Below are 22,657 nucleotides of genomic sequence, written 5' to 3'. Positions count from 1 at the left end.
GCAGCCTTTTTTGTAAAGCATTCTTTCCATGCCCTTCTTACGACCAATTCTGGACAGCCATCACGCTTCTTTAATACTCAAAGTGAGGTCAACGTCAGAAGGACACCTGTTATGCGAACCCCATACTGCGTCGCCGATTACCTGCTGGACCGTCTTACAGATTGTGGTGCCGATCATCTGTTTGGCGTGCCGGGCGACTATAACCTGCAGTTTCTCGACCACGTAATAGACAGCCCGGATATTTGTTGGGTGGGCTGTGCCAATGAGCTGAACGCATCCTATGCCGCTGACGGATACGCCCGATGTAAGGGTTTTGCCGCGCTGCTGACCACATTCGGCGTTGGGGAGTTAAGTGCCATGAACGGCATTGCCGGCAGCTATGCCGAGCATGTCCCGGTTTTACATATTGTGGGGGCGCCGGGTACGGCGGCACAGCAAAGGGGAGAGTTGCTGCATCATACATTGGGGGATGGGGAGTTCCGTCACTTTTATCATATGAGCGAGCCGATCACCGTCGCACAGGCGGTCCTTACCGAACAAAATGCCTGTTATGAAATCGACCGTGTGTTGACAACCATGCTTCGGGAACGTCGCCCCGGTTATCTGATGTTACCCGCCGATGTGGCAAAAAAAGCCGCCACGCCGCCTGTAAACGCTCTCACTCATAAGCAGGCTCATGCCGATAGCGCCTGCCTGAAAGCGTTCCGGGATGCTGCTGAGAACAAACTGGCGATGAGCAAACGTACCGCGCTGCTGGCCGACTTCCTTGTTCTGCGCCATGGCCTGAAGCATGCGCTACAGAAGTGGGTGAAGGAGGTACCGATGGCTCATGCCACCATGCTGATGGGGAAAGGGATATTCGACGAGCGGCAGGCGGGTTTTTACGGCACATACAGTGGTTCAGCCAGCATCGGTGCGGTAAAAGAGGCGATTGAAGGGGCTGACACGGTATTGTGTGTTGGCACGCGTTTTACCGATACCCTGACGGCCGGGTTCACGCACCAGCTTACCCCGGCGCAAACCATTGAAGTCCAGCCGCATGCCGCACGCGTCGGGGATGTCTGGTTTACCGGCATCCCAATGAACCAGGCGATTGAGACGCTGGTCGAACTCTGCAAACAGCACGTGCATGCTGGCCTTATGTCGTCATCATCCGGCGCAATACCGTTCCCGCAGCCGGACGGTTCGCTTACCCAGGAGAATTTCTGGAGAACGTTGCAAACCTTTATTCGCCCGGGGGACATTATCCTTGCCGACCAGGGAACATCGGCCTTCGGCGCGATTGATCTGCGTTTACCGGCTGATGTGAACTTTATCGTCCAGCCGCTGTGGGGCTCGATTGGTTACACGCTGGCGGCGGCGTTTGGTGCACAAACCGCATGCCCGAACCGGCGCGTGATTGTGCTGACGGGGGATGGCGCGGCCCAGCTCACCATTCAGGAACTAGGCTCGATGCTGCGTGATAAACAGCATCCCATTATTCTGGTGCTCAACAACGAAGGCTACACGGTTGAGAGGGCTATCCATGGGGCGGAGCAGCGGTATAACGACATTGCTCTGTGGAACTGGACGCACATTCCACAGGCGTTGAGCCTCGATCCTCAGTCTGAGTGCTGGCGGGTCAGTGAAGCGGAACAGCTGGCGGACGTACTTGAAAAAGTGGCGCACCACGAGCGGCTCTCGTTGATTGAGGTGATGCTCCCGAAAGCGGATATCCCGCCGCTGCTCGGGGCGCTTACCAAAGCTCTGGAAGCGCGTAATAACGCCTGATTACTTGTCGTTTCGCCAGGCCATCATCATCGGTTTGCCCGCCAGCAGGAGCCAGGCGGGCAACATCACGATACAGAGCAGGGGGAAGAGCGTTGAATCCGGCACCACTACCGCCGCCATAAACAGGCTCAGCCACGCATCGCGCGTCACCACCAGCACCAGCCCCAGAATTGAGCAAGAGACCGTTATCGCTGCCGGCACCGCATCCACATGTTCATGCAGCATCAGCCCCAACGCCACGCCGATAAACACCGCCGGGAAGATACGCCCACCGCGGAACCCACATGCTGCAGCTACCACCAGCGCCGCCAGTTTAACCAGCGCAAACAGCAGGTAATCAGACACGCTGAACACCTGGCTGAAAGCCAACTGCTGCATTTCATCAAGGCCTTTAAACAGCGTTACCGTTCCGCCGATAGCCCCTAATACGCCCAGCATCAGACCACCCGCCCCCAGAATCAGCACCGGGTGCTTCAGCCGGTGCATCAGACGGTGCAGGCGCGGAAGGCACCATACCGCAATCATCCCGAGTGCAATGGCGATCGCGACGACGATGGCACCGCTGAAAATATCGGCAATATGCATCTGGCCGTAGTGGGGCAGAGAGAGTGAGAAATGAGGATGGAAAAACAGACTGGTCGTGAGCGCACCAGCCGCAGCGGCCATCAGCGGCGCAAAGAGTTTATCCCAGAGCGGGACGTCGTTATTGCTGGTAAGCGTCTGAGAAAAAATAAGGGCGGCGGCAACGGGCGTGCCGAAAAGCGCCCCGATGGTGCCTGCAGAGGCGAGGATGGTCCAGTCCAGCGCACCGACCCGGGGTAAAATGCGCGAACCGAGAAAGACCGCCATACCAATGTTTACCGCCATGATGGGATGTTCAGGACCAAGGCTGACACCGCCCGCCAGACCCAGGATCAACGCGATAATCAGCCCCGGCAGCGCCGAGGGGGGAACGGGCGCACCGATCAGTGGCTCAAGCGCCGGATCCGGCCCGGCGTGCCCTGGGCTAAAGCGGATCACCAGACCCACCGCAACGCCGGTGAGCGTCAGCATCAACATGATCCATCCCGGCGAATCCACGCTGACGCCCAGTTGTGCAGGAAGCGCCGTCCATAACATCGCCTGCAACACCGACGCGACTTTCATCACGACAATGAGCACCAGACTTGAGGCAACGCCAATAATCAGCGCCGGTATTGCCAGTAAGAGCATGGTTCTGGCTCGCGGATGGAGCATGATGATTTCCTTGTACAAAACGCTATTACGTTACTTTGCACAATCAGCTTTATGGCAATAGTGCAAAAGGTGCTGAAACGGTAAAGTTATTCTGTGACGAAGATCGATAATCCACGGGCATTCACCTTCCGGTCGTTGTTGTTATCACGCCTTGAACTTACAGTGTCCCAAAGATTTATTCTGACTTTAGCGGAGCAGTAGAAGAATGACAAAGTATGCTTTGGTAGGCGATGTGGGCGGCACGAATGCTCGCCTTGCCCTATGCGATGTAAATAGCGGTGAAATTTCCCGGGCGAAAACCTATTCAGGGCTGGATTATCCAAGTCTTGAGGCCGTTGTTCGGGTCTATCTTGAAGAGCAACAGGTGAGCATCGAAGACGGATGTATCGCCATTGCCTGCCCGATTACCGGTGACTGGGTGGCGATGACCAACCATGTCTGGGCATTTTCCATCGCTGAGATGAAAAAAAACCTTGGTTTTGCGCATCTTGAAATCATCAATGACTTTACTGCCGTGTCCATGGCGATCCCGATGCTGAAGCCAGAGCATCTGATTCAATTTGGCGGTACAGCGCCAGTAGAAGGTAAGCCGATTGCGGTCTACGGTGCCGGTACCGGTCTTGGCGTTTCACATCTGGTTCACGTCGACCAGCGCTGGGTAAGCCTGCCGGGTGAGGGCGGTCACGTGGACTTTGCGCCCAACAGCGAAGAAGAGGGCATTATCCTCGAAGAGCTGCGCGCTGAAATCGGCCATGTCTCCGCCGAGCGCGTGCTTTCCGGTCCGGGTCTGGTGAATCTGTACCGGGCGATTGTAAAATCAGACGGCCGTCTGCCGGAGAATCTGCAGCCAAAAGATGTGACCGAGCGCGCGCTGGCGGACAGCTGCATCGACTGTCGCCGTGCGCTGTCGCTGTTCTGTGTGATCATGGGACGGTTTGGCGGCAACCTGGCGCTGACGCTGGGTACCTTCGGGGGAGTCTATATCGCGGGCGGGATCGTACCGCGTTTCCTCGACTTCTTTACAGCCTCAGGCTTCCGCGGTGCGTTTGAAGACAAAGGTCGCTTCAGAAGCTATGTGCAGGACATCCCTGTGTATCTGATTGTGCACGATAACCCTGGCCTGCTTGGCTCGGGCGCGCACCTGCGTCAGGTACTGGGTCAAATCCTCTGACAACTATCCCTCTCCTGCGGGAGAGGGGATTTTTACAGATGCATCAGCTGGCGGAACTCTTTCACCTTGCTGCGACTCACCGGGACCTGAAAATCAAGATCCTTCAGACGCAAAATATAGGTGTTGTTAAACCACGGTTCGATCTCGCGGATCTTGTTTAGATTGACGCAAAACGAACGGTGGCAGCGGAAAAAGTGCGCCGCCGGCAGTTTGTTGCAAAACTCGGTGATGTTCATTGCCATCACGTATGATTCACGCCGTGTATAGACAAACGTCATCTTCTCGTGCGCTTCGGCATAGTAGATATCGTCGATAGGCGTCACGATGATGCGTTCATCCTTGACCAGGTTTATGGTGTCGTTTTCACGTATCGCCGGGCTTGCGTTAGCAGGCGTGACCTGTTGTTGCCATGCGGCTTCCAGCTTTCGCAGCATGCTGACAATACGCGATTCCTGGTAAGGCTTCAGAATATAGTCAAACGCTTCCAGTTCGAAGGCTTCTACGGCGTGCTCTTTCCAGGCGGTAACGAAAACAATAAACGGCTTATGGGCAAACTGATTAATATTTTGCGCCAGTAATACACCGTCCAGTGATGGAATGTTGATATCCAGAAAAATGGCGTCGACCCGGTTATGCTGCAAAAACTTGAGTACGTCCAGACCATCCTCAAAGGTACCCACAATCTCCATCTGGCTGTGCGTTTTGATAAGCCAGCTCAGCTCCTGTTGAGCCAGAATTTCATCTTCCACGATGATGACTTTCATTGATTACTCCGGCCTATGGCAACAGTGATGTCGCCGCATGAACGGGGGAGCGTTCATTCGGGACGTAAAAAGCAATTTCGGTGCCGGGTTCGAGACGGTGAATGTGCAGTCCGTCGCCGAACAACAGCTTGACCCGATGGTGCACGTTCAGCAGTCCAATTTTATTGCCCGGCATTTCGTTAGACTCCACGCGCTCAATGACTTTTGGATCAATGCCGTGGCCGGTATCGCGCACGGCAATGCGCACGCGGTTACCGCTTTCGGTTACGCTGATGGTGACCACGCCTTTACCTTTACACGGCTGAATGCCGTGAACAATCGCGTTTTCCACCAGCGGCTGGATCAGCAGGCTTGGGATCACACAGTTGACCTCTTCATCGATATCGTAAATCACCGTGAGCTTGTCGCCAAAACGGGCCTGCTCAATCGCGATATAGTCCTTGATCTGATACAGCTCTTTTTTGATGTCGATCTGCTCGTCATCGTTCAGTTCAATGTTGTAGCGCAGGTAGCGCGACAGATTGAATATAAGCTGACGCGCGGTGTCCGGATTCATCCGGATGGAGGACGAGATGGCGTTCAGCGCGTTAAACAGAAAATGAGGATTGATTTTGCTCTGAAGCGCGCGCAGCTCTGCCTTATTTGCCATCTCGCGCAGCTGTTCTGCACGGGAAACTTCCAGCTGGGTAGAGATAATTTGCGACAGGCCGATGGCCATCTCCTGAAGCGTGGAGGTGATCTGGTGCGCGTGGCAGTAGTAGATTTTTAGTGTGCCCGTTACCACGCCTTTTTCCCACAGCGGAATCACCAGCATGGAGTGGATTTCCGGCGTTCGGTGAGCTTCATCATTGTTCTTAATGATGATTTTACCGTAGTTGATCGCCTGTCGGGTGGTGGGGCTAATGGTATCGTCATTATCGCGGTAATTGTGTTCCCCGACGCCGACGTAAGCCAGTACGTGGTCGTTATTGGTAATGGCGACCGCATCGGCATGAATATCGCGGCGGATTATATCGCAGACCTGACGTAACGACTCCGCGTTCACATGGCGGAAGAGTGGCAGCGTTTTGTTGGCGATATCCAGCGCCAGCTTCGCCTGACGCGCGGCACTGGCCTCTTTTTCTCCCTCAACGCTTTGTACCAGCAGCACGATAAAACCGATGCAGACGCTGCCGAGGATCATGGGAATACCGATTTTCGAAACGATATCCAGCCCCAGTGCGATAGTGGGGGCCCACACCACCACCAGGATCATGGTCAGCGTTTCGCACACCATGCCGGCGATGATCCCGGCGCGCCAGCGCTGCTTTTTCGGGATCTTGCGGTTAATCCATCCTGACAGTACCCCGGCAATAATACTGGTAATAAAACAGGGAATTGCCGTCACGCCACCGATATCAATCAGGTAACGGTGCGTACCGGCAATCAGTCCGGTGATGACGCCGACCCACGGGCCAAACAAAATCCCGCCGGACATGACGGCAATGATACGCACGTTAACCAGCGACCCCTCGACCGGCACGCCGGACCAGGTGCTGAACAACGCGAACAGCGAGAAGATCGCGGTTACGGCCAGCAGCTCTTTTGGCGAGTGCGCAGACTTGTGCAAAAGCTCGCGGAACAGGCGAATGCGGATAAGGAAAAACAGGCAAATCAGCATTAATGCCGCGCGGTCAAAAACCGCCAGCAGCATATTGAATATTTCGTGCACGAGTAGACCAGGGAAAACGGGAAAGAACCATGATAAAAAACCTGGCGCGTATTGACCAGCTATCCGTCAGGTTTATCAAATGGGGAAAAGCCCTGTTTTGCAAAGGGGATTATCAGGAGAGGGCTGAAGTCTCCCGATTTTTTTGTGATAACGCCTGAGCAGGTAACGGTTTTGATATCATCGTGTTACACAACAGATATCAGAAAGAGGCTGTCACTTCGGACGCTTCCGCTTTTCAATGCAGCAGGGTTCCGATTTTAGTGCGCACTCTTTTTTTTCATTTCCCTCTCGACAGCATGATTTTTTTCAGGTTATTTTCTAAACATGCCACATCGGTGGCAGCGTCGCTCGGACGGTCCGGGCGCTAACGTTAATCTGAGGAATCTATGGCTGAATTCAGTCCTGAACGCCGTTTTACGCGTATCGATCGTCTCCCCCCTTATGTATTCAACATCACTGCTGAACTGAAAATGGCTGCGCGTCGGCGCGGCGAAGACATTATTGATTTCAGCATGGGTAACCCTGACGGCCCAACACCGCCGCATATTGTTGAGAAATTATGTACGGTTGCTCAGCGTCCGGATACGCACGGCTACTCCACCTCTCGCGGTATTCCTCGATTACGTCGTGCAATTTCTCGCTGGTATCAGGATCGCTACCAGGTCGATATCGACCCTGAAAGCGAGGCGATTGTCACCATCGGCTCAAAAGAGGGGCTGGCGCACCTGATGCTGGCGACTCTGGATCATGGTGATACCGTACTGGTACCCAATCCGAGCTACCCGATTCACATTTATGGCGCAGTGATTGCCGGAGCGCAGGTTCGCTCCGTACCACTGGTGGAAGGGGTCGATTTCTTTAACGAACTGGAACGTGCGATTCGCGAAAGCTACCCGAAACCTAAGATGATGATCCTCGGTTTTCCGTCGAACCCGACGGCGCAGTGCGTAGAACTCGATTTCTTTGAAAAAGTGGTCGCCCTGGCTAAACGTTACGACGTGCTGGTGGTGCATGATTTAGCCTATGCCGATATTGTCTATGACGGCTGGAAAGCCCCTTCGATTATGCAAGTTCCTGGTGCACGCGATGTGGCGGTTGAGTTCTTTACGCTGTCGAAAAGCTACAACATGGCTGGCTGGCGCATCGGCTTTATGGTGGGCAACAAGACGTTGGTGAATGCCCTGGCGCGCATCAAGAGTTATCACGACTACGGTACCTTTACCCCGCTTCAGGTCGCGGCTATTGCAGCACTTGAAGGCGATCAGCAGTGTGTGCATGAGATTGCTGCGCAGTATAAGCGTCGCCGTGATGTGCTGGTCAAAGGGTTGCATGAAGCGGGCTGGATGGTGGACATGCCGAAAGCGTCCATGTACGTCTGGGCTAAAATTCCGGAGCCGTATGCGGCAATGGGATCGCTGGAGTTTGCCAAAAAGCTGCTGCAGGACGCGAAGGTATGTGTCTCGCCGGGCATTGGCTTTGGTGATTATGGCGACACCCATGTGCGATTCGCTCTGATTGAAAACAGTGACCGCATCCGGCAGGCGGTGAGGGGCATCAAGAGTATGTTCCGCGCCGACGGACTTCTCTCATCGAAAAGCGTCACCGAACATCACGCGTCATCATGACATAAAAAAACAGGAGCCATCGGCTCCTGTTTTTTTGACTGCATGTTCTTCACTAGATCATCAGGGCAAACGTTCCGGCCCAGACTAAAACAATCACCGAAATGCCCATAAAGAAATATTTCACGTTTCATCGCTCCGCGTATCTTGTGGTACGCATTTAAAAACAGAGTCCACCTGATTATAGAGAGCTGAAGTTGGCTTATAGCGGAAATAAGATTTTTCCCGTAATACCGCCGACTCCCGCTCAGAATTCTGTGCTTTCCTGTTGCCAGACGGCGCTAATGTACGCCTAAAAATGGGGGGTGACAAGAGGGATTTTTTTAAATAATTTCCGTCACTTACGGGTGTCGTGGAACGGCGACAGTTTGATTTCAGAACGCAATAAATTCACTTTGAGCGACGCAAAGAAAGACAGTACACAGCGTGATTACAGGTCATTGAAAAGGTTAGTTTCTTAACGAAACTAACCTTCTGGAATTTAGATATACAGCGAGGCTTCGCCAAGAGGGCGTGTTTTGAAACGGCGATGCATCCAGAGATATTGCTCAGGCGCACGCATGATTTCCATTTCGATAACTTTATTGATGAACGTAGCGGCTTCGCCTTCGTTTTCCGGATAGTTAGCCATCTCAGGGGAGATATGCAGGCGATAGCCTGATTTATCCGCTTTTCTGACCATCGTGACGGTCAACATGGAGGCACCGGAAAGACGTGAAATCACAAAGGTACCATTGGTCGTGGCGACATCTTTCACCGCAAAGAACGGAGCGAAGCTACTGCCTTTACGCCCATAATCCTGGTCCGGTGCGAACCAGACGGCCTCACCTTTTTTCAGTGCGCCAACCATGCCGCGCAGGTTGTTACGGCTGATCATCGCCTTATTCGAGCGCATACGACCACGTGTCTGCACCCATTCCATCACAGCGCTGTTGTGCGGACGGTAGGTTGCCATCATCGGCTGGCAAAGCCCCATGACGCGCCCCCCCAGTTCCAGAGACATAAAGTGAACGCCGACCACCATCACGCCGCGGTTTTGCATCTGGGCACGTTTCAGGTTATCCAGGCCTTCCACATCAAACCATTTACGAACACGTTCATCAGACCAGAACCATGCCATACCGGTTTCAAGCAGAGCCATGCCGATAGATTTAAAGTTTTCAGCAATCAGTTTTTCGCGCTGTTCCGCATTGTACTGTGGAAAGCAAAGTTCGAGATTTTTACGCGCAATAGACTCACGACGTTTAAGGAAGTGGCGCGATGCGCTGCCAAGCCTGGAGCCCAGAATGCGGATTACGGGATAAGGAAGCTGAACCAGTAACCAGAGCACGCCAAGACCAAACCATGTGAACCAGTAACGCGGGTGCAGAAACGCGCGTTTGAATTTGGATTGTGACAAAATAATGGGAACCTATATAAAGTCGGTGAAAGTCACGCATTGCGTAACCACGTACCTGTTAGACCGTAGTACAAGGTCATGGTTGCAGGCTTTACCGATCTTTACGGCGTTGCCTGGCCATTGCTGACGTTGGGTGGGCGGTATAATGTAGCACCCTTTATACGGTATGTGCTATTATTCGTGCTTGATTAAAAAAGCGGCAATTCGAAAGGTCTTTGATTTTTCTGTTTTTATAAACCAGAACAGATGCGCGACGGCATCTGTTTGGATATTTTGAAAGCAGTCGTTATGCTTTCCAGGCCGCATCGCCAGGCTGTACCTGTTTATACCATGCCATCAGCGCGGCTGTACCGGGCTCTCCCTCGGCGGGGGCCCAGGTAACGAAATCCTCATCAGCCACCGGTTGATAGCCACCGTGTTTAACTTCAAAAATAACGCCGCCGTGATCCAGTGACAGCACGGCATGCCAGGTTCCCGCCTCCATCTCCAGCGCCATACACGCTTCACCTAATACGACGCGACGGGTGACGACGCCCTGGTCGTCAAAATTCAGCACGACAAAACGCCCGCGAAGGGGAAGTAACAGCTCAAAGGTATGCGGATGACGATGAGGGCGAACATAGGTGCCTGGTTCCATCGCGATGGCCAGCCGCTGAACCGGGTCGCTCAGTTCAGGATGAAAGTTACGATGTGCGCGTAAACGCGGGGCGTTAGCCGCCGCTTCACTTTGTTGCTTCAAATCGGAGAGCGTGATTTGTTTCATGATGGTTGCCTAAAGAGAAGAGGGCCTGTGGAGTAAAGCAGTGGAATTGTAATACGGAATAACATAACCCGTATAAATGAGGGTTCAATCACTGCACATCACCTCTGGAGCATAATAACCTGTGCTGCTAAATTCTCTTTAGCGGCTAAAACGTGACTGACAGGGAAAAGCGGGTGACAGAGCAAATCGATTATCAGATTGAAAAATACAGATTTACCGAGGCGAATGAACCTCCGCGTCTTACCCGTCAGTGGGCCGACGTTTTAAGCGAGTGCAAGGCGATCCAGGCCGGGGCCGAGGCGCGTCTGCGTATTGCCCTGACCAATGTCGATTACGTTACCAGCTTTGAGCTGCCTTTCCGCCTGCTGCTCGTGCGGACACCTCAGTTAATTGCCGGGTTGCGTGATGAACTGCAGCTCAGCCAGAAGAATGCCATTTTTAACGGGAAACGGTTTGGCTGTGTCTGGAGCGTGAAGTCCGATTTGAGCGATGTACCTGACGTTTTTCAATATCATCTGTCCACACGTATACGGCGAATGGAAGCGACACAATTGACCGCGGAACCTTTTTTGCAGATAGCCAAAGAAATTAAGCCCCCCACGGAACGTCTGAAGCGTGCTCTGTTAAGTGGTCTGGAGGTAACCGCACTCGATGCGCTGTTCTGGTTTGGGAGCCAGCGGATTGCTGCTGAGGTGTCGCGTCTGAGAAAGGCCGGAATGAGAATTACCACTGCGGAAAAACAGGTATTTGATAATCTTACCGGAACCACTCGCCTTGTGCCGGTGTATCGGCGCGCCGATGAGAGCATGGTGTCCCCTGCAGGAATCGAACCTGCAACTAGCCCTTAGGAGGGGCTCGTTATATCCATTTAACTAAGGGGACAAGGCGGCACGAGTATAGCCTCATTTACACTTTGCGTTAAGCTCATCGCCGCCTGACTGCTCAAAGAGTCACCATTCAGGTCGATTTTTTTGCAGATTTATCATCGTTTTCCCGCGCTTTCTGTTCGGCCTTGCGCTTATTAGACATGTCGTTACGGATTTGCGCATGGCTTAACAGTGCGAAGATAAACGTTCCGCCGCAGATATTGCCTGCCAGCGTCGGCAGGGCGAACGGCCAGAAAAAATCGCTCCAGTGAAGCGTACCATTAAAGACCAGATAGAGGATTTCAACGGTTCCGACCACGATGTGCGTGGTGTCAGCCAGTGCTATCAGCCAGGTCATTAATATGATCACGACAATTTTGGCACTGCCCGCGGAAGGAAACATCCACACCATGGTCGCGATTATCCAGCCGGAGATGATGGCATTCGAGAACATTTCGAACGGCGTGTTTTTCATTACGTCCATACCGATTTTCACGAAGGCATCCCGGGTGGGCTCATCGAATATCGGCATATATTCAAATGCCCATGCCGCCACGCCTGTACCGATGATATTCCCCAGCAGCACCACGCTCCATAAACGCATCAGTAAACCGAAATTACCGAGGGTAGGGTTTTGCATCACCGGGAGAACGGCAGTAACGGTGTTTTCAGTAAACAGCTGCTGGCGCGCCATAATGACAATCACAAAGCCAAAGGTGTAGCCGAGATTTTCAAGTAAAAATCCACCGGGTACCCCTTCCAGTTGCACATGAAATATGCCCTTGGCGAGGAGTGAGGCGCCCATCGACAAGCCTGCCGCGATGGCCGACCAAAACAGAGCCATGGCATCACGCTCCATCTCTTTTTCGCCATCCTGTCGGATATGTTCATGGATCGCCATCGCACGGGAAGGAAGGCGATCTTCATTGATTTCTATCTCCTCACCGCGCTCTTTTTCCTCGCTTTCAATTTCAATTTCCTCATTACTCTCGCCAATTTTTTCTTCACCCACTTCTTTCATAGCCACTCCAACACGATGATCTTTCTATAAAGCGTAGCGGCTTTTAATGAAATGCCCGTGGGGATGCTCTTAAATTGGCGGCAATGGCAACAAAGGCGATACATCTCATTAAAAGACATTATAAAATTGCCAGCGAAACGAATTCTAAAAGCCAGGCTATGCTGAGATCAGAGTGACGGTGGTTACTGCCCGTAATTGTGCTCGTAGACATCGGTAAACGTGCTGTTACAATCACTTGCACGTTTACAGGCGGAGCAACCCATGCTCCGTTACGGATGGCAATCAACGATAGCCATACTGAACAGGGAGATATTTATGAAACTTCGGCTGTCGGCGCTTGCGCTGGGCGCGACGATGCTTGTGGGCTGCGCCAGCTCTGGAGAGCAAACGGGACGCTCCGATCCTCTCGAAGGATTTAACCGCTCAATGTACAGCTTCAACTACAACGTGCTGGACCCGTATGTGGTTCGCCCGGTGGCAGTTGCATGGCGTGATTATGTTCCACAACCTGCGCGTAACGGGTTGAGTAACTTCACCAGTAACCTGGAAGAACCTGCGGTGATGGTGAACTACTTCCTGCAGGGCGATCCGTATCAGGGTATGGTGCACTTTACCCGCTTCTTCCTGAACTCATTGCTGGGGATGGGGGGCTTCATCGATGTTGCCGGTATGGCGAACCCGAAACTTCAGCGTGAGCAACCGCACCGTTTCGGCAGTACGATGGGGCATTATGGCGTGGGTTATGGTCCGTATGTTCATCTGCCATTCTACGGCAGTTTCACCGTACGTGATGACGGCGGCGACATGGTGGATACGCTGTATCCGGTTCTGTCGTGGCTGACCTGGCCGCTGTCGGTAGGGAAATGGACGGTGGAAGGGATCGAGACGCGTGCGCAACTGCTTGATTCGGACGGTCTGCTGCGTCAGTCTTCTGACCCGTATATTATGGTCCGCGAAGCTTACTTCCAGAATCACGACTTTATTGCCAATGGCGGCAAGCTGAAGCCGGAAGAGAATCCGAACGCGAAAGCAATCGAGAACGAATTAAAAGATATCGACTCGGAATAAAGATATCGACCCGGAATAAAGAAAAAAGGTGAGCCATGCTCACCTTTTTTAATCCCTGCGCGATTAGAACGCGTAGTTGAAGTTCATGCCATACAGCCAGGCTTTACCTTCAGAAGAGAACTCATACGGCCCCTCCTTAAAGTTAACTTTTTGACCGTGCATGTAAGAGATGCCCGCATCGATAGAAGCATCTTTATTGAAGGCATAGGTTGCACCTGCGCTCAGCCAGAAGCGGTCCTGGTCCGGAATGGAGATGGAACGCTTGTCAGCCGGTACCGGACTATCATCGAAGGCAATACCGGTACGGAATGTCCAGTTGTCATCCATATAGTAGGTGGTACCCAGCGCGATACGGTAGGCATCACGGAAGCTTTCATCTTTATAGAAGAGCGTGTCACCATTGCTGTTGGTCGCTTTCAGCTCCTGGAACTGACTCCAGCTGGTATAAGTCAGGCTATAGTGAACCGCCCACTGCGGCGCCACTTTGTTATAACCCGACAGTTCCCACATTTCTGGCAAGTGCAGGCTCAGAGAACCGCCAGTGGTACGGCCGTCGGTGCCCATTGGCAGGCCGAAGCTACCCAGAATCTGGTTATAGGCTGAAGGCAGGCTGCTCTTATAATCGCCATCGAAGTCAATTTTCACTTCGGAACGGTAGGTTAAACCGTAGCGGTTATTTTTATCGATTTCATAAAGGATACCGGCGTTCCAGCCGAAGCCCCATTCGTCACCCTTGAGGTAAGCAATCTGGGTATCTGCCGGAATACCTGCAACCTGCTGTGCCAGACCCGGAATCGGCGGCAGAGCGCCTGAGCCAGCAACGACTTTACCCAGGTCACCCGCGTAGCGCTCGATCTTCGCTTTAGCATAAACCGCATCAAAGCCGACGCCGAAGCTCCAGTGGTTGTCCAGACGGTAAGCACCGCTCAGGTTCAGGTTCAGGGTTTCAAGGTCGGTTTTACCGCCATACGCCCCTGCGGCGTAGTTATTATTAAACTCGGTAGCCAGACCGTAGTTAGACGTCACGGAAGCGCCCCAGCCGAACTGGTCATTAATTGGCGCAACGAAGTGGAGGTTTGGCACCCAGGCTGTTGGCGCGATGTTGTCTGCCTTCAGGCTGGCGCCTGTTGGCGAGCGGCCCGAGATATCAACACCCGGATCAACAAAGATTGCACCAGCAGAGAAGGTCGGACGATCGAACATCATGATCAGTGCAGGGTTACGACTCGCGTTACCCGCATCATCAGCAATTGCGCCTTCCCCGGAATACGCACGGCCAAGGCCAGAGGAAGAAAATTCGTTTAACTGAAAGCCCGCGGACCAGGCGGACGTAGAGACGATTGCCACTGCGACTGCCAGCGCAGTCTTTTTGAACAGGGTTTTCTGGCTCATGACCATAACCTCATTGAGTTATTTTTATTCAATAATTGTTACATACCGTAACAGGAGCGCGAAGTGTAGGGTCTGAGGTATGACATACAAATCAGACCAGTGGCGAGAGTATAGGTCTGACCAGCCAGAATGTTGCAAGTTTGTTTATTAATATTTTCAAACATGTTTCTTGAAACGAGATCTGGTTGGCAAAATTGTGACCATTGCGAATCGTCTGAAAGGGTGATTTTTGTTCTAGATCATTTTTTAGTGTGATATTGGTCACTTATCCGCTTTTGCGCCATTAACGGCTGGAGAGAGCCAGCCCCGGGGCGTAAAATAGCAGCATCGTGTTTATCTCGCGCCTTGCGCGAATACAGAGGAAATTGAGCTATGAGTAAATGCAGTGCTGATGAAACCCCGGTTTGCTGCTGTATGGATGTTGGTACCATCATGGACAACTCCGATTGCACCGCCTCTTACAGCCGCGTATTCAGCAACCGCGCCGAAGCGGAAGAAACCCTGGCCGCGCTGAGCAAACGTGCACGTGAGGTCGAATCCGATCCGTGCGAAATCAAATCCACCTTTACTGACGTGGACGGCGGCGTGAAGCTGGATATCGACTTTGTGTTCGCCTGCGAGGCGGAAACGCTGATTTTCCAGCTGGGTCTGCGCTAACCTCAACGGCGTAATGCCCTCATCCTGGCCCCTCTCTCACAGAAGAGGGTGCACACTAAAACGGTAACCTTCGGGTTACCGTTTTGCTTTTGTTTTCGCAGAGACATTTTCTTTTTCTTCTCTGTGCCTTAGCTCGCACTTTTTCGTTTCCCTGATTGGCTGAATGTAAAAAAATGGTTAAGACTGTTATCAGGTCAGACCACTTTATGTTTGAGTAAAAAATTTTACAGGGGAAGGTTATGAGTCAGGCGTTACCACTTATTACCCGTCAGGGCGATCGCATTGCCATTGTCAGTGGATTACGTACGCCATTTGCACGTCAGGCGACAGCGTTTCATGGCATACCGGCTGTCGATCTGGGGAAAATGGTGGTGGGGGAGATGCTGGCTCGCAGCGAAATTCCGCCTGAGGTCATCGAGCAGCTGGTTTTTGGCCAGGTTGTGCAGATGCCTGAAGCACCCAATATTGCGCGAGAAATCGTCCTCGGTACGGGGATGAACGTCCACACTGATGCCTACAGCGTCAGCCGGGCATGTGCTACCAGTTTCCAGGCGGTGGCTAACGTGGCTGAAAGCCTGATGGCAGGTACCATTCGCGCTGGGATCGCCGGCGGGGCGGACTCCTCTTCGGTTCTGCCGATTGGGGTCAGTAAAAAGCTGGCCCGGATCCTGGTTGACGCCAACAAAGCCCGCACCGTCGGTCAGAAACTCAAACTTTTCTCACGCTTACGCCTGCGTGACCTTATGCCTGTACCGCCCGCAGTGGCGGAGTATTCCACCGGTCTGAGAATGGGCGATACCGCCGAGCAGATGGCAAAAACTTACGGGATCACCCGTGAGCAGCAGGATGCGCTGGCTCATCGCTCACATCAGCTGGCGGCGAAAGCCTGGTCGGAAGGCAAACTGGCTGATGAAGTCATGACGGCGTACATCCCGCCATACCGTGAACCGCTCTCAGAAGATAACAATATTCGCGGCAGCTCGACGATGGCGGATTACGCCAGGCTCCGTCCGGCATTTGACCGCAAACACGGTACCGTCACGGCCGCCAACAGTACTCCGCTGACGGACGGTGCCGCCGCGGTGATCCTGATGACGGAATCCCGAGCCAAAGAGCTGGGCATAAAACCGCTGGGCTACCTGCGCAGCTACGCCTTCACGGCGATAGATGTGTGGCAGGACATGTTGTTAGGGCCGGCGTGGTCCACACCGCTGGCGCTGGAACGCGCGGGACTTACCCTCGCGGATTTAACCCTCATTGATATGCACGAAGCATTTGCCGCACAAACCCTGGCAAACATACAACTGCTGGCGAGTGAACGTTTCGCGCGCGATGTTCTTGGCCGGGCGCATGCCACTGGCGAAGTGGATCAGAGCAAATTTAACGTCCTGGGTGGCTCCATCGCCTACGGTCATCCATTTGCGGCGACGGGGGCAAGGATGATCACCCAGACATTACATGAGTTACGTCGCCGGGGCGGTGGTTTTGGTCTCGTAACCGCCTGCGCAGCGGGTGGTCTGGGCGCGGCAATGGTTCTGGAGGCTGAATAATGGATATGCCATCTGCATTTAATCTGACGGTACGCCTCGATAACGTCGCCGTTATTACTATCGATGTTCCCAACGAGAAGATGAACACCCTGAAAGCCGAGTTCGGCGTTCAGGTGCGCGCGATGCTAAAGCAGATCCGTGAGAACAAAGCGATTCGCGGCCTGGTGTTTATCTCGGCGAAACCGGACAACTTTATTGCCGGAGCCGATATCAACATGATTGCCCGGGCGCAAAACGCTCAGGAAGCCGAAGAGCTGGCGCGTCAGGGACAACAGGTTATGGCGGAGATCCATGCGCTGTCTATCCCGGTCATCGCGGCGATCCACGGTGCCTGTCTGGGCGGTGGGCTGGAGCTGGCGTTGGCCTGTCACAGCCGCATTTGTACCGACGATGCGAAAACCGTTCTGGGCCTGCCTGAAGTACAGTTAGGCCTCCTGCCAGGCTCCGGCGGGACGCAGCGTCTGCCGCGTCTGGTTGGGGTCAGCACTGCGCTGGAAATGATATTAACCGGCAAACAACTGCGTGCCCGTCAGGCGCTGAAAGCCGGCCTGGTCGACGAGGTGGTTCCTCACGCCATTTTGCTTGAGGCGGCGGTTGAACTGGCGCTCAAAGGACGGCAGGCAAAACGTCCTCTGCCGGTGCGTGAGCGCGTGCTGGCCGGGCCACTGGGCCGCACACTCCTGTTCAGCATGGCGGGCAAGAAAACCGAACAAAAAACCAAAGGCAACTACCCGGCGGCGAAACGTATCCTTGAGGTTATTGAAGTGGGCTTATCTCAGGGCAGCAGCAGCGGCTATGTCGCAGAAGCAAAAGCCTTTGGCGAGCTGGCGATGACGCCGCAGTCTCAGGCGCTGCGTAACATCTTTTTTGCCAGTACAGAGGTAAAAAAAGACCCCGGCAGCGAGGCGCAACCTGCCCCGCTGCATGCCATTGGCGTACTGGGTGGCGGGCTGATGGGGGGCGGAATATCTTTTGTTACCGCCAGCAAAGGCAAATTGCCTGTACGTATCAAAGACATCAATGCGAAAGGAATCAATCACGCGCTGCAGTACAGCTGGCAGAACCTTGATCAAAAGGTTAAACGCCGCCATATCAAGGCCAATGAGCGTGATAAAACCCTGGCACTGATCTCCGGCACGACAGACTACAGCGGTTTTGCCCATCGCGATCTGGTGATTGAAGCGGTGTTTGAAGACCTGGCGCTTAAGCAGCAGATGGTGGCTGACGTTGAGCAACATTGCGCACCCCATACCATTTTTGCGTCGAACACCTCGTCATTGCCCATTGGCGATATTGCGGCCAGAGCCCAGCGTCCGGAGCAGGTGATTGGCCTGCACTATTTCAGTCCGGTTGAAAAAATGCCGCTGGTGGAGGTTATCCCACACGCCAGTACCAGCCCGCAAACCGTTGCTACCGTGGTTAAACTGGCCAAAATGCAGGGTAAGACACCGATAGTGGTGGCGGACAAAGCCGGCTTTTACGTTAACCGCATTCTGGCGCCTTATATAAATGAAGCGATGCGGCTTCTGACGGAAGGGGAGAAGATCGAACACGTCGACGAGGCGCTGGTGAAGTTTGGGTTCCCCGTTGGCCCAATCCAACTTTTGGATGAGGTGGGAATTGACACCGGCACTAAAATTATACCTGTGCTGGAAGATGCTTATGGAGATCGTTTTAGCCCGCCTGCAAACATTGTTTCTGCAATTTTGAAGGACGATCGCAAAGGCAGAAAAAATGAACGCGGTTTCTATCTTTACGGCGCGAAAGGGCGTAAAAGCAAGAAACAGGTCGACCCTTCGGTTTATGGGCTTATTCCGACAACCGGTCAGGGGAAACTGTCACCCGTTCAGTGTGCTGAACGGTGTGTGATGATGATGCTTAATGAAGCGGCACGCTGCTTTGGTGAGCAGGTGATTAAAAGCGCGCGCGATGGTGACATCGGTGCGGTATTTGGCATTGGTTTCCCGCCGTTCCTCGGCGGCCCGTTCCGTTACATGGACACTCTCGGTGCGGGTGAAGTGGTTGCAATCCTGCAACGTCTGGCCTCGCAATACGGTCCGCGGTTTACACCGTGTGACGAATTATTGCAGATGGCGGAACGGGGCCAGACATTTTGGCCTTCAAGGGAAACTGTCCTCGTAAGTTGAGGTCAAAAAAGGGTAAATCCTGAAGTGTATGAACCTGTTTTGGCGATTTTGTAAACAGAGATTGACTATACTTACGCCATTGAGGTAAAAAACAGCGTTTCATTCACCGAATGGATCAGGCACAATGCCCGACCATCGGGTTTTCTACCTCGGAGCGGTAATCGCGGGTAGTCAACGCCGGTGATTCTGGTTAACAAAAGCGGTGCAATATGCAAGTTTTTATCATGCGTCACGGCGACGCGGCACTCGATGCCGCCAGTGACTCAGTACGTCCTTTGACCGTCTGTGGCTGCGACGAATCTCGTCTGATGGCGACCTGGCTTAAAGGTCAAAAAGTGGACATCGAACGCGTTCTGGTGAGTCCGTTCCTGCGTGCAGAACAGACGCTGGAAGTGGTGGGGGAGTGTATGAACCTGCCAGCCAGTGTGGATGTTCTCCCGGAACTCACCCCGTGCGGTGATGTCGGCCTTGTCAGCGCTTATCTTCAGGCGCTGTGCAATGAAGGTGTCGCTTCTGCGCTGGTCATTTCCCACCTGCCACTGGTTGGCTATCTGGTATCTGAGCTGTGCCCGGGCGAGACGCCGCCGATGTTCACGACTTCCGCCATTGCCAACGTCGCTCTCGACGAAACGGGCAAAGGGGTCTTCAACTGGCAAATGAGTCCGTGCAATCTGAAGATGGCAAAAGCTATCTGATGTGACGTGCGATATGGCGGGGAGCAGAACATGCCTCCCGCCGTCCTGTCAGGGTAATTCTGGCGGCTGCCACTCTTCTACTTCAATCAACACCAGTAATGCGGCATCTCCGCCGTACTCTTTGGGGGCCTGATGAAACGCCATCACGTGGGGATGCTGAGCCAGCCACAGCGGTGTTTGTTGCTTCAGGATATGTTTGCCGTGGCCGTGCATCACGCAGGCGCAGAAAACATGTTCGCGACGACAGGCGGCAATTAACGCGCCCAGCTCCTGCTTCGCCTGCATCTGCGTCAAACCGTGCAGATCAAGAAACAGTTCGGGCGAGTAATCCCCCCGGCGTAATTTTTTCAGCTCAAAGTGGCTGACATCTTCCCGTACGTACTTCACCGCGCCCTGCGTATTGAGCAGCGGCTGAAATTCATCTGAAAAATAGTGGCTATTATCCGCCTGCTCCTGGAGCAATCGCTTGACCGGGACTTCCGTGATTTTTTTGCGCATCGGACGGTGGACAATGATGTCCTGCTTGATTTGACGCGTCCCGGTCATCAGCTGACGGAAGAGCGCCTGATCCTCCTCGCTAAGGGATGTTTTCTTTTTCATGGGTCATTCTCATCTCGTATTTCCGACAGTGTACCCGACTAAACGCATTTTTTAACCTCAAGCGCGACGCGTCATTGCTGATTTATCGCCGTCTTCATGGCAAACTAGCCGCCGAAAATTATGCGAGCATGCCCTGGAGGAAAGAGTGGATAAAATTTTTGTCGATGAAGCAGTAAACGAGCTGCATACCATACAGGACATGTTGCGCTGGTCGGTTAGCCGCTTCAGCGCCGCCAATATCTGGTACGGGCACGGTACCGATAACCCGTGGGATGAGGCCGTTCAACTGGTGCTGCCGTCCCTCTACCTGCCGCTCGATATTCCGGAAGACATGCGTACCGCACGCCTGACCTCCAGCGAAAAGCACCGTATCGTGGAGCGTGTTATCCGCCGCGTTAACGAGCGCATTCCGGTTGCCTATCTGACCAACAAAGCCTGGTTCTGTGGTCACGAGTTCTATGTTGATGAACGCGTTCTGGTGCCGCGCTCGCCGATTGGCGAACTGATCAACAACCACTTTGAAGGCCTGATTAACCATCAGCCAGAGCATATTCTTGATATGTGTACCGGCAGCGGTTGTATCGCGATTGCCTGTGCGTACGCCTTCCCGGAAGCGGAGGTGGATGCCGTGGATATCTCCACCGATGCGCTGGCTGTGACCGAGCACAATATTGAAGAGCACGGTCTGATCCATCACGTTACGCCAATCCGCTCCGATCTGTTCCGCGATCTGCCAACGCTGCAGTACGATCTGATCGTCACCAACCCGCCGTATGTAGATGCGGAAGACATGTCCGATCTGCCAAACGAATATCGCCACGAGCCGGAGCTGGGTCTGGCGTCAGGCTCTGATGGCCTGAAGCTTACCCGTCGCATTCTGGCCTGCGCGCCGGATTATCTGACCGACGACGGTGTTCTGATTTGTGAAGTGGGCAACAGCATGGTACATCTGATAGAGCAGTACCCGGATGTGCCGTTCACCTGGCTCGAGTTCGATAACGGCGGTGACGGCGTCTTTATGCTGACCAAAGCGCAGCTGCTTGACGCGCGCGAATACTTCAGCATTTACAAAGATTAATCCAGCGGGCTTCGGCCCGTTTCACAACGCTCAAACACAAATAACGACATCGGAGCCGTGATGGCAGGAAACAGTATTGGACAATTATTCCGGGTGACCACCTTTGGTGAATCGCACGGGCTGGCACTGGGCTGTATCGTTGACGGCGTACCGCCAGGCATCGAACTGACCGAAGCCGATTTACAGCACGACCTCGACCGTCGTCGTCCGGGGACTTCTCGCTACACCACGCAGCGTCGCGAGCCGGACCAGGTCAAAATTCTTTCCGGCGTTTTCGAAGGCCGCACCACCGGCACCAGCATCGGGCTGCTGATTGAAAATACCGATCAGCGCTCGCAGGATTACGGCGCCATCAAAGATGTGTTCCGTCCTGGACATGCCGATTACACCTACGAACAAAAGTATGGCTTCCGTGATTATCGCGGCGGCGGACGTTCGTCTGCCCGTGAAACCGCGATGCGCGTTGCGGCAGGGGCTATCGCCAAAAAATACCTGCAGCAGAAATTTGGCATTGTGATCCGCGGCTGTCTGACCCAGATGGGCGATATTCCACTGGCTATCAAAGACTGGGATCTGGTCGAGCAAAATCCGTTCTTCTGTGCAGATGCAGATAAGCTGGAAGCGCTGGACGAACTGATGCGTGGCCTGAAAAAAGAGGGCGACTCCATTGGTGCCAAAGTCACCGTCGTGGCTGATGGCGTACCGCCAGGCTGGGGTGAACCGGTATTTGACCGTCTGGATGCGGATATCGCTCACGCGCTGATGAGCATCAATGCGGTGAAGGGCGTAGAAATTGGCGACGGTTTTGACGTCGTTGCGCTGCGGGGCAGCCAGAACCGCGACGAAATCACCAAAGACGGTTTCCAAAGCAACCACGCGGGCGGCATCCTCGGCGGTATCAGCAGCGGTCAGCAGATTATTGCCAATATTGCGCTGAAACCCACCTCCAGCATTACCGTGCCAGGCCACACGATTAACCGCTCTGGCGAAGAAGTTGAGATGATCACTAAAGGACGTCACGATCCCTGTGTGGGGATCCGTGCGGTGCCGATCGCAGAAGCGATGCTGGCGATCGTACTGATGGATCACTTCCTGCGCCAGCGTGCGCAGAATGCGGATGTGACGACCACCATTCCACGCTGGTAAA

At 53.7% G+C, this 22,657-nt stretch carries 20 protein-coding genes and 1 tRNA gene; 11 read left to right on the top strand and 10 right to left on the bottom strand.

The window, feature by feature from the left end:
* Positions 1 to 111 precede the first annotated feature (111 nt).
* Positions 112 to 1,770: an indolepyruvate decarboxylase gene (ipdC, locus tag ACMGG3_RS11945; protein WP_414149199.1), complete on the top strand. Its 1,659-nt coding sequence runs from the start codon at positions 112 to 114 to the stop codon at positions 1,768 to 1,770.
* Here ipdC and ACMGG3_RS11940 read toward each other — a convergent pair whose 3' ends face one another.
* The gene (locus tag ACMGG3_RS11940; protein ID WP_020883101.1) at positions 1,771 to 3,006 is read right to left on the bottom strand and encodes an ion channel protein; all 1,236 of its coding nucleotides are present in this window, start codon (positions 3,004 to 3,006) and stop codon (positions 1,771 to 1,773) included.
* A gap of 205 nt (positions 3,007 to 3,211) precedes the next feature.
* On the opposite strand from ACMGG3_RS11940, the gene glk reads away from it, so the two are divergent.
* Positions 3,212 to 4,177 carry a glucokinase gene (gene glk, locus ACMGG3_RS11935; RefSeq protein ID WP_020883102.1) on the top strand — a complete coding sequence of 322 codons (966 nt, stop codon included), beginning with the start codon at positions 3,212 to 3,214 and terminating at the stop codon, positions 4,175 to 4,177.
* Positions 4,178 to 4,209: 32 nt separating this feature from the next.
* On the opposite strand, the gene ACMGG3_RS11930 is transcribed toward glk, so the two are convergent.
* Together ACMGG3_RS11930 and ACMGG3_RS11925 are read right to left on the bottom strand one after the other, a co-directional pair.
* Positions 4,210 to 4,941 (bottom strand): LytR/AlgR family response regulator transcription factor, encoded by a 732-nt coding sequence (locus ACMGG3_RS11930; RefSeq protein ID WP_014171062.1) that lies wholly within the window; start codon positions 4,939 to 4,941, stop codon positions 4,210 to 4,212.
* Between the two features lie 13 nt (positions 4,942 to 4,954).
* Complete coding sequence (locus tag ACMGG3_RS11925; protein ID WP_025203510.1) at positions 4,955 to 6,652, bottom strand: sensor histidine kinase; 1,698 nt, start codon at positions 6,650 to 6,652, stop codon at positions 4,955 to 4,957.
* 386 nt (positions 6,653 to 7,038) lie between these two features.
* Here ACMGG3_RS11925 and alaC point away from each other — a divergent pair, with 386 nt between their 5' ends.
* Positions 7,039 to 8,277 (top strand): alanine transaminase, encoded by a 1,239-nt coding sequence (gene alaC / locus ACMGG3_RS11920; protein ID WP_025203511.1) that lies wholly within the window; start codon positions 7,039 to 7,041, stop codon positions 8,275 to 8,277.
* A 52-nt stretch (positions 8,278 to 8,329) separates the two neighbouring features.
* Here the strand turns inward: alaC and ypdK are convergent, their stop codons facing one another.
* The 3 genes from ypdK to ACMGG3_RS11905 all read right to left on the bottom strand — a co-directional run bounded on the left by ypdK (position 8,330) and on the right by ACMGG3_RS11905 (position 10,436).
* On the bottom strand, positions 8,330 to 8,401 hold the full coding sequence (gene ypdK, locus ACMGG3_RS11915) for a membrane protein YpdK (protein WP_099458937.1): 72 nt from the start codon (positions 8,399 to 8,401) through the stop codon (positions 8,330 to 8,332).
* Between the two features lie 354 nt (positions 8,402 to 8,755).
* Positions 8,756 to 9,676: a kdo(2)-lipid IV(A) palmitoleoyltransferase gene (lpxP, locus tag ACMGG3_RS11910; RefSeq protein ID WP_086532242.1), complete on the bottom strand. Its 921-nt coding sequence runs from the start codon at positions 9,674 to 9,676 to the stop codon at positions 8,756 to 8,758.
* A 283-nt stretch (positions 9,677 to 9,959) separates the two neighbouring features.
* Positions 9,960 to 10,436, bottom strand: coding sequence for a WbuC family cupin fold metalloprotein (locus tag ACMGG3_RS11905; protein WP_025203513.1), 477 nt, complete (start codon positions 10,434 to 10,436; stop codon positions 9,960 to 9,962).
* Between the two features lie 173 nt (positions 10,437 to 10,609).
* Between ACMGG3_RS11905 and ACMGG3_RS11900 the strand changes: the two genes are divergently transcribed.
* Complete coding sequence (locus tag ACMGG3_RS11900; RefSeq protein ID WP_148576322.1) at positions 10,610 to 11,284, top strand: DNA-binding protein; 675 nt, start codon at positions 10,610 to 10,612, stop codon at positions 11,282 to 11,284.
* On the opposite strand, the gene ACMGG3_RS11895 is transcribed toward ACMGG3_RS11900, so the two are convergent.
* Together ACMGG3_RS11895 and ACMGG3_RS11890 are read right to left on the bottom strand one after the other, a co-directional pair.
* Positions 11,244 to 11,318 (bottom strand) — tRNA-Arg (locus ACMGG3_RS11895). The two genes, ACMGG3_RS11900 and ACMGG3_RS11895, sit on opposite strands and share 41 nt — an antisense overlap.
* 75 nt (positions 11,319 to 11,393) lie before the next feature.
* The gene (locus ACMGG3_RS11890) at positions 11,394 to 12,323 is read right to left on the bottom strand and encodes a formate/nitrite transporter family protein (RefSeq protein WP_020883107.1); all 930 of its coding nucleotides are present in this window, start codon (positions 12,321 to 12,323) and stop codon (positions 11,394 to 11,396) included.
* A 315-nt stretch (positions 12,324 to 12,638) separates the two neighbouring features.
* Here ACMGG3_RS11890 and mlaA point away from each other — a divergent pair, with 315 nt between their 5' ends.
* A complete protein-coding gene (gene mlaA, locus ACMGG3_RS11885) occupies positions 12,639 to 13,391 on the top strand; it encodes a phospholipid-binding lipoprotein MlaA (protein WP_020883108.1) in 753 nt (250 codons plus the stop codon).
* A 63-nt stretch (positions 13,392 to 13,454) separates the two neighbouring features.
* On the opposite strand, the gene fadL is transcribed toward mlaA, so the two are convergent.
* Entirely contained in the window at positions 13,455 to 14,783 is a 1,329-nt protein-coding gene (fadL, locus tag ACMGG3_RS11880; RefSeq protein WP_020883109.1) for a long-chain fatty acid transporter FadL, read from the bottom strand.
* A 372-nt stretch (positions 14,784 to 15,155) separates the two neighbouring features.
* Here fadL and ACMGG3_RS11875 point away from each other — a divergent pair, with 372 nt between their 5' ends.
* From ACMGG3_RS11875 to sixA, 4 genes are all read left to right on the top strand, one after another.
* Positions 15,156 to 15,440: a YfcZ/YiiS family protein gene (locus ACMGG3_RS11875; RefSeq protein WP_014171053.1), complete on the top strand. Its 285-nt coding sequence runs from the start codon at positions 15,156 to 15,158 to the stop codon at positions 15,438 to 15,440.
* Between the two features lie 239 nt (positions 15,441 to 15,679).
* Positions 15,680 to 16,990, top strand: a complete 1,311-nt coding sequence (gene fadI, locus ACMGG3_RS11870) for an acetyl-CoA C-acyltransferase FadI (protein ID WP_032678623.1) — start codon at positions 15,680 to 15,682, stop codon at positions 16,988 to 16,990.
* On the top strand, positions 16,990 to 19,137 hold the full coding sequence (gene fadJ, locus ACMGG3_RS11865; protein WP_196355797.1) for a fatty acid oxidation complex subunit alpha FadJ: 2,148 nt from the start codon (positions 16,990 to 16,992) through the stop codon (positions 19,135 to 19,137). The genes fadI and fadJ overlap by 1 nt, the downstream gene beginning before the upstream one ends.
* A 209-nt stretch (positions 19,138 to 19,346) precedes the next feature.
* The gene (sixA, locus tag ACMGG3_RS11860; protein WP_014171048.1) at positions 19,347 to 19,832 is read left to right on the top strand and encodes a phosphohistidine phosphatase SixA; all 486 of its coding nucleotides are present in this window, start codon (positions 19,347 to 19,349) and stop codon (positions 19,830 to 19,832) included.
* 48 nt (positions 19,833 to 19,880) lie between these two features.
* Here the strand turns inward: sixA and smrB are convergent, their stop codons facing one another.
* The gene (smrB, locus tag ACMGG3_RS11855) at positions 19,881 to 20,432 is read right to left on the bottom strand and encodes an endonuclease SmrB (RefSeq protein ID WP_014171047.1); all 552 of its coding nucleotides are present in this window, start codon (positions 20,430 to 20,432) and stop codon (positions 19,881 to 19,883) included.
* A 145-nt stretch (positions 20,433 to 20,577) separates the two neighbouring features.
* Here smrB and prmB point away from each other — a divergent pair, with 145 nt between their 5' ends.
* On the top strand, positions 20,578 to 21,510 hold the full coding sequence (prmB, locus tag ACMGG3_RS11850) for a 50S ribosomal protein L3 N(5)-glutamine methyltransferase (RefSeq protein WP_014171046.1): 933 nt from the start codon (positions 20,578 to 20,580) through the stop codon (positions 21,508 to 21,510).
* A gap of 60 nt (positions 21,511 to 21,570) precedes the next feature.
* Positions 21,571 to 22,656: a chorismate synthase gene (aroC, locus tag ACMGG3_RS11845; RefSeq protein WP_025203566.1), complete on the top strand. Its 1,086-nt coding sequence runs from the start codon at positions 21,571 to 21,573 to the stop codon at positions 22,654 to 22,656.
* Position 22,657: the final 1 nt, after the last annotated feature.

Source organism: Enterobacter sp. BNK-18 (genome assembly GCF_047456135.1).
In the GTDB taxonomy this organism is placed as follows: domain Bacteria; phylum Pseudomonadota; class Gammaproteobacteria; order Enterobacterales; family Enterobacteriaceae; genus Enterobacter; species Enterobacter ludwigii.
Note: the sequence above shows the minus strand (reverse complement) of the source record. Positions and strands in the feature narration are given on the sequence as shown.

Bases quoted from the DNA above. Each gene is read 5' to 3' on its own strand.
- ipdC (WP_414149199.1), top strand. From the start codon at position 112: ATGCGAACCCCATACTGCGTCGCCGATTACCTGCTGGACCGTCTTACA.
- ACMGG3_RS11940 (WP_020883101.1), bottom strand. From the start codon at position 3,006: ATGCTCCATCCGCGAGCCAGAACCATGCTCTTACTGGCAATACCGGCG.
- glk (WP_020883102.1), top strand. From the start codon at position 3,212: ATGACAAAGTATGCTTTGGTAGGCGATGTGGGCGGCACGAATGCTCGC.
- ACMGG3_RS11930 (WP_014171062.1), bottom strand. From the start codon at position 4,941: ATGAAAGTCATCATCGTGGAAGATGAAATTCTGGCTCAACAGGAGCTG.
- alaC (WP_025203511.1), top strand. From the start codon at position 7,039: ATGGCTGAATTCAGTCCTGAACGCCGTTTTACGCGTATCGATCGTCTC.
- ACMGG3_RS11905 (WP_025203513.1), bottom strand. From the start codon at position 10,436: ATGAAACAAATCACGCTCTCCGATTTGAAGCAACAAAGTGAAGCGGCG.
- ACMGG3_RS11890 (WP_020883107.1), bottom strand. From the start codon at position 12,323: ATGAAAGAAGTGGGTGAAGAAAAAATTGGCGAGAGTAATGAGGAAATT.
- mlaA (WP_020883108.1), top strand. From the start codon at position 12,639: ATGAAACTTCGGCTGTCGGCGCTTGCGCTGGGCGCGACGATGCTTGTG.
- fadL (WP_020883109.1), bottom strand. From the start codon at position 14,783: ATGAGCCAGAAAACCCTGTTCAAAAAGACTGCGCTGGCAGTCGCAGTG.
- ACMGG3_RS11875 (WP_014171053.1), top strand. From the start codon at position 15,156: ATGAGTAAATGCAGTGCTGATGAAACCCCGGTTTGCTGCTGTATGGAT.
- fadI (WP_032678623.1), top strand. From the start codon at position 15,680: ATGAGTCAGGCGTTACCACTTATTACCCGTCAGGGCGATCGCATTGCC.
- fadJ (WP_196355797.1), top strand. From the start codon at position 16,990: ATGGATATGCCATCTGCATTTAATCTGACGGTACGCCTCGATAACGTC.
- sixA (WP_014171048.1), top strand. From the start codon at position 19,347: ATGCAAGTTTTTATCATGCGTCACGGCGACGCGGCACTCGATGCCGCC.
- smrB (WP_014171047.1), bottom strand. From the start codon at position 20,432: ATGAAAAAGAAAACATCCCTTAGCGAGGAGGATCAGGCGCTCTTCCGT.
- aroC (WP_025203566.1), top strand. From the start codon at position 21,571: ATGGCAGGAAACAGTATTGGACAATTATTCCGGGTGACCACCTTTGGT.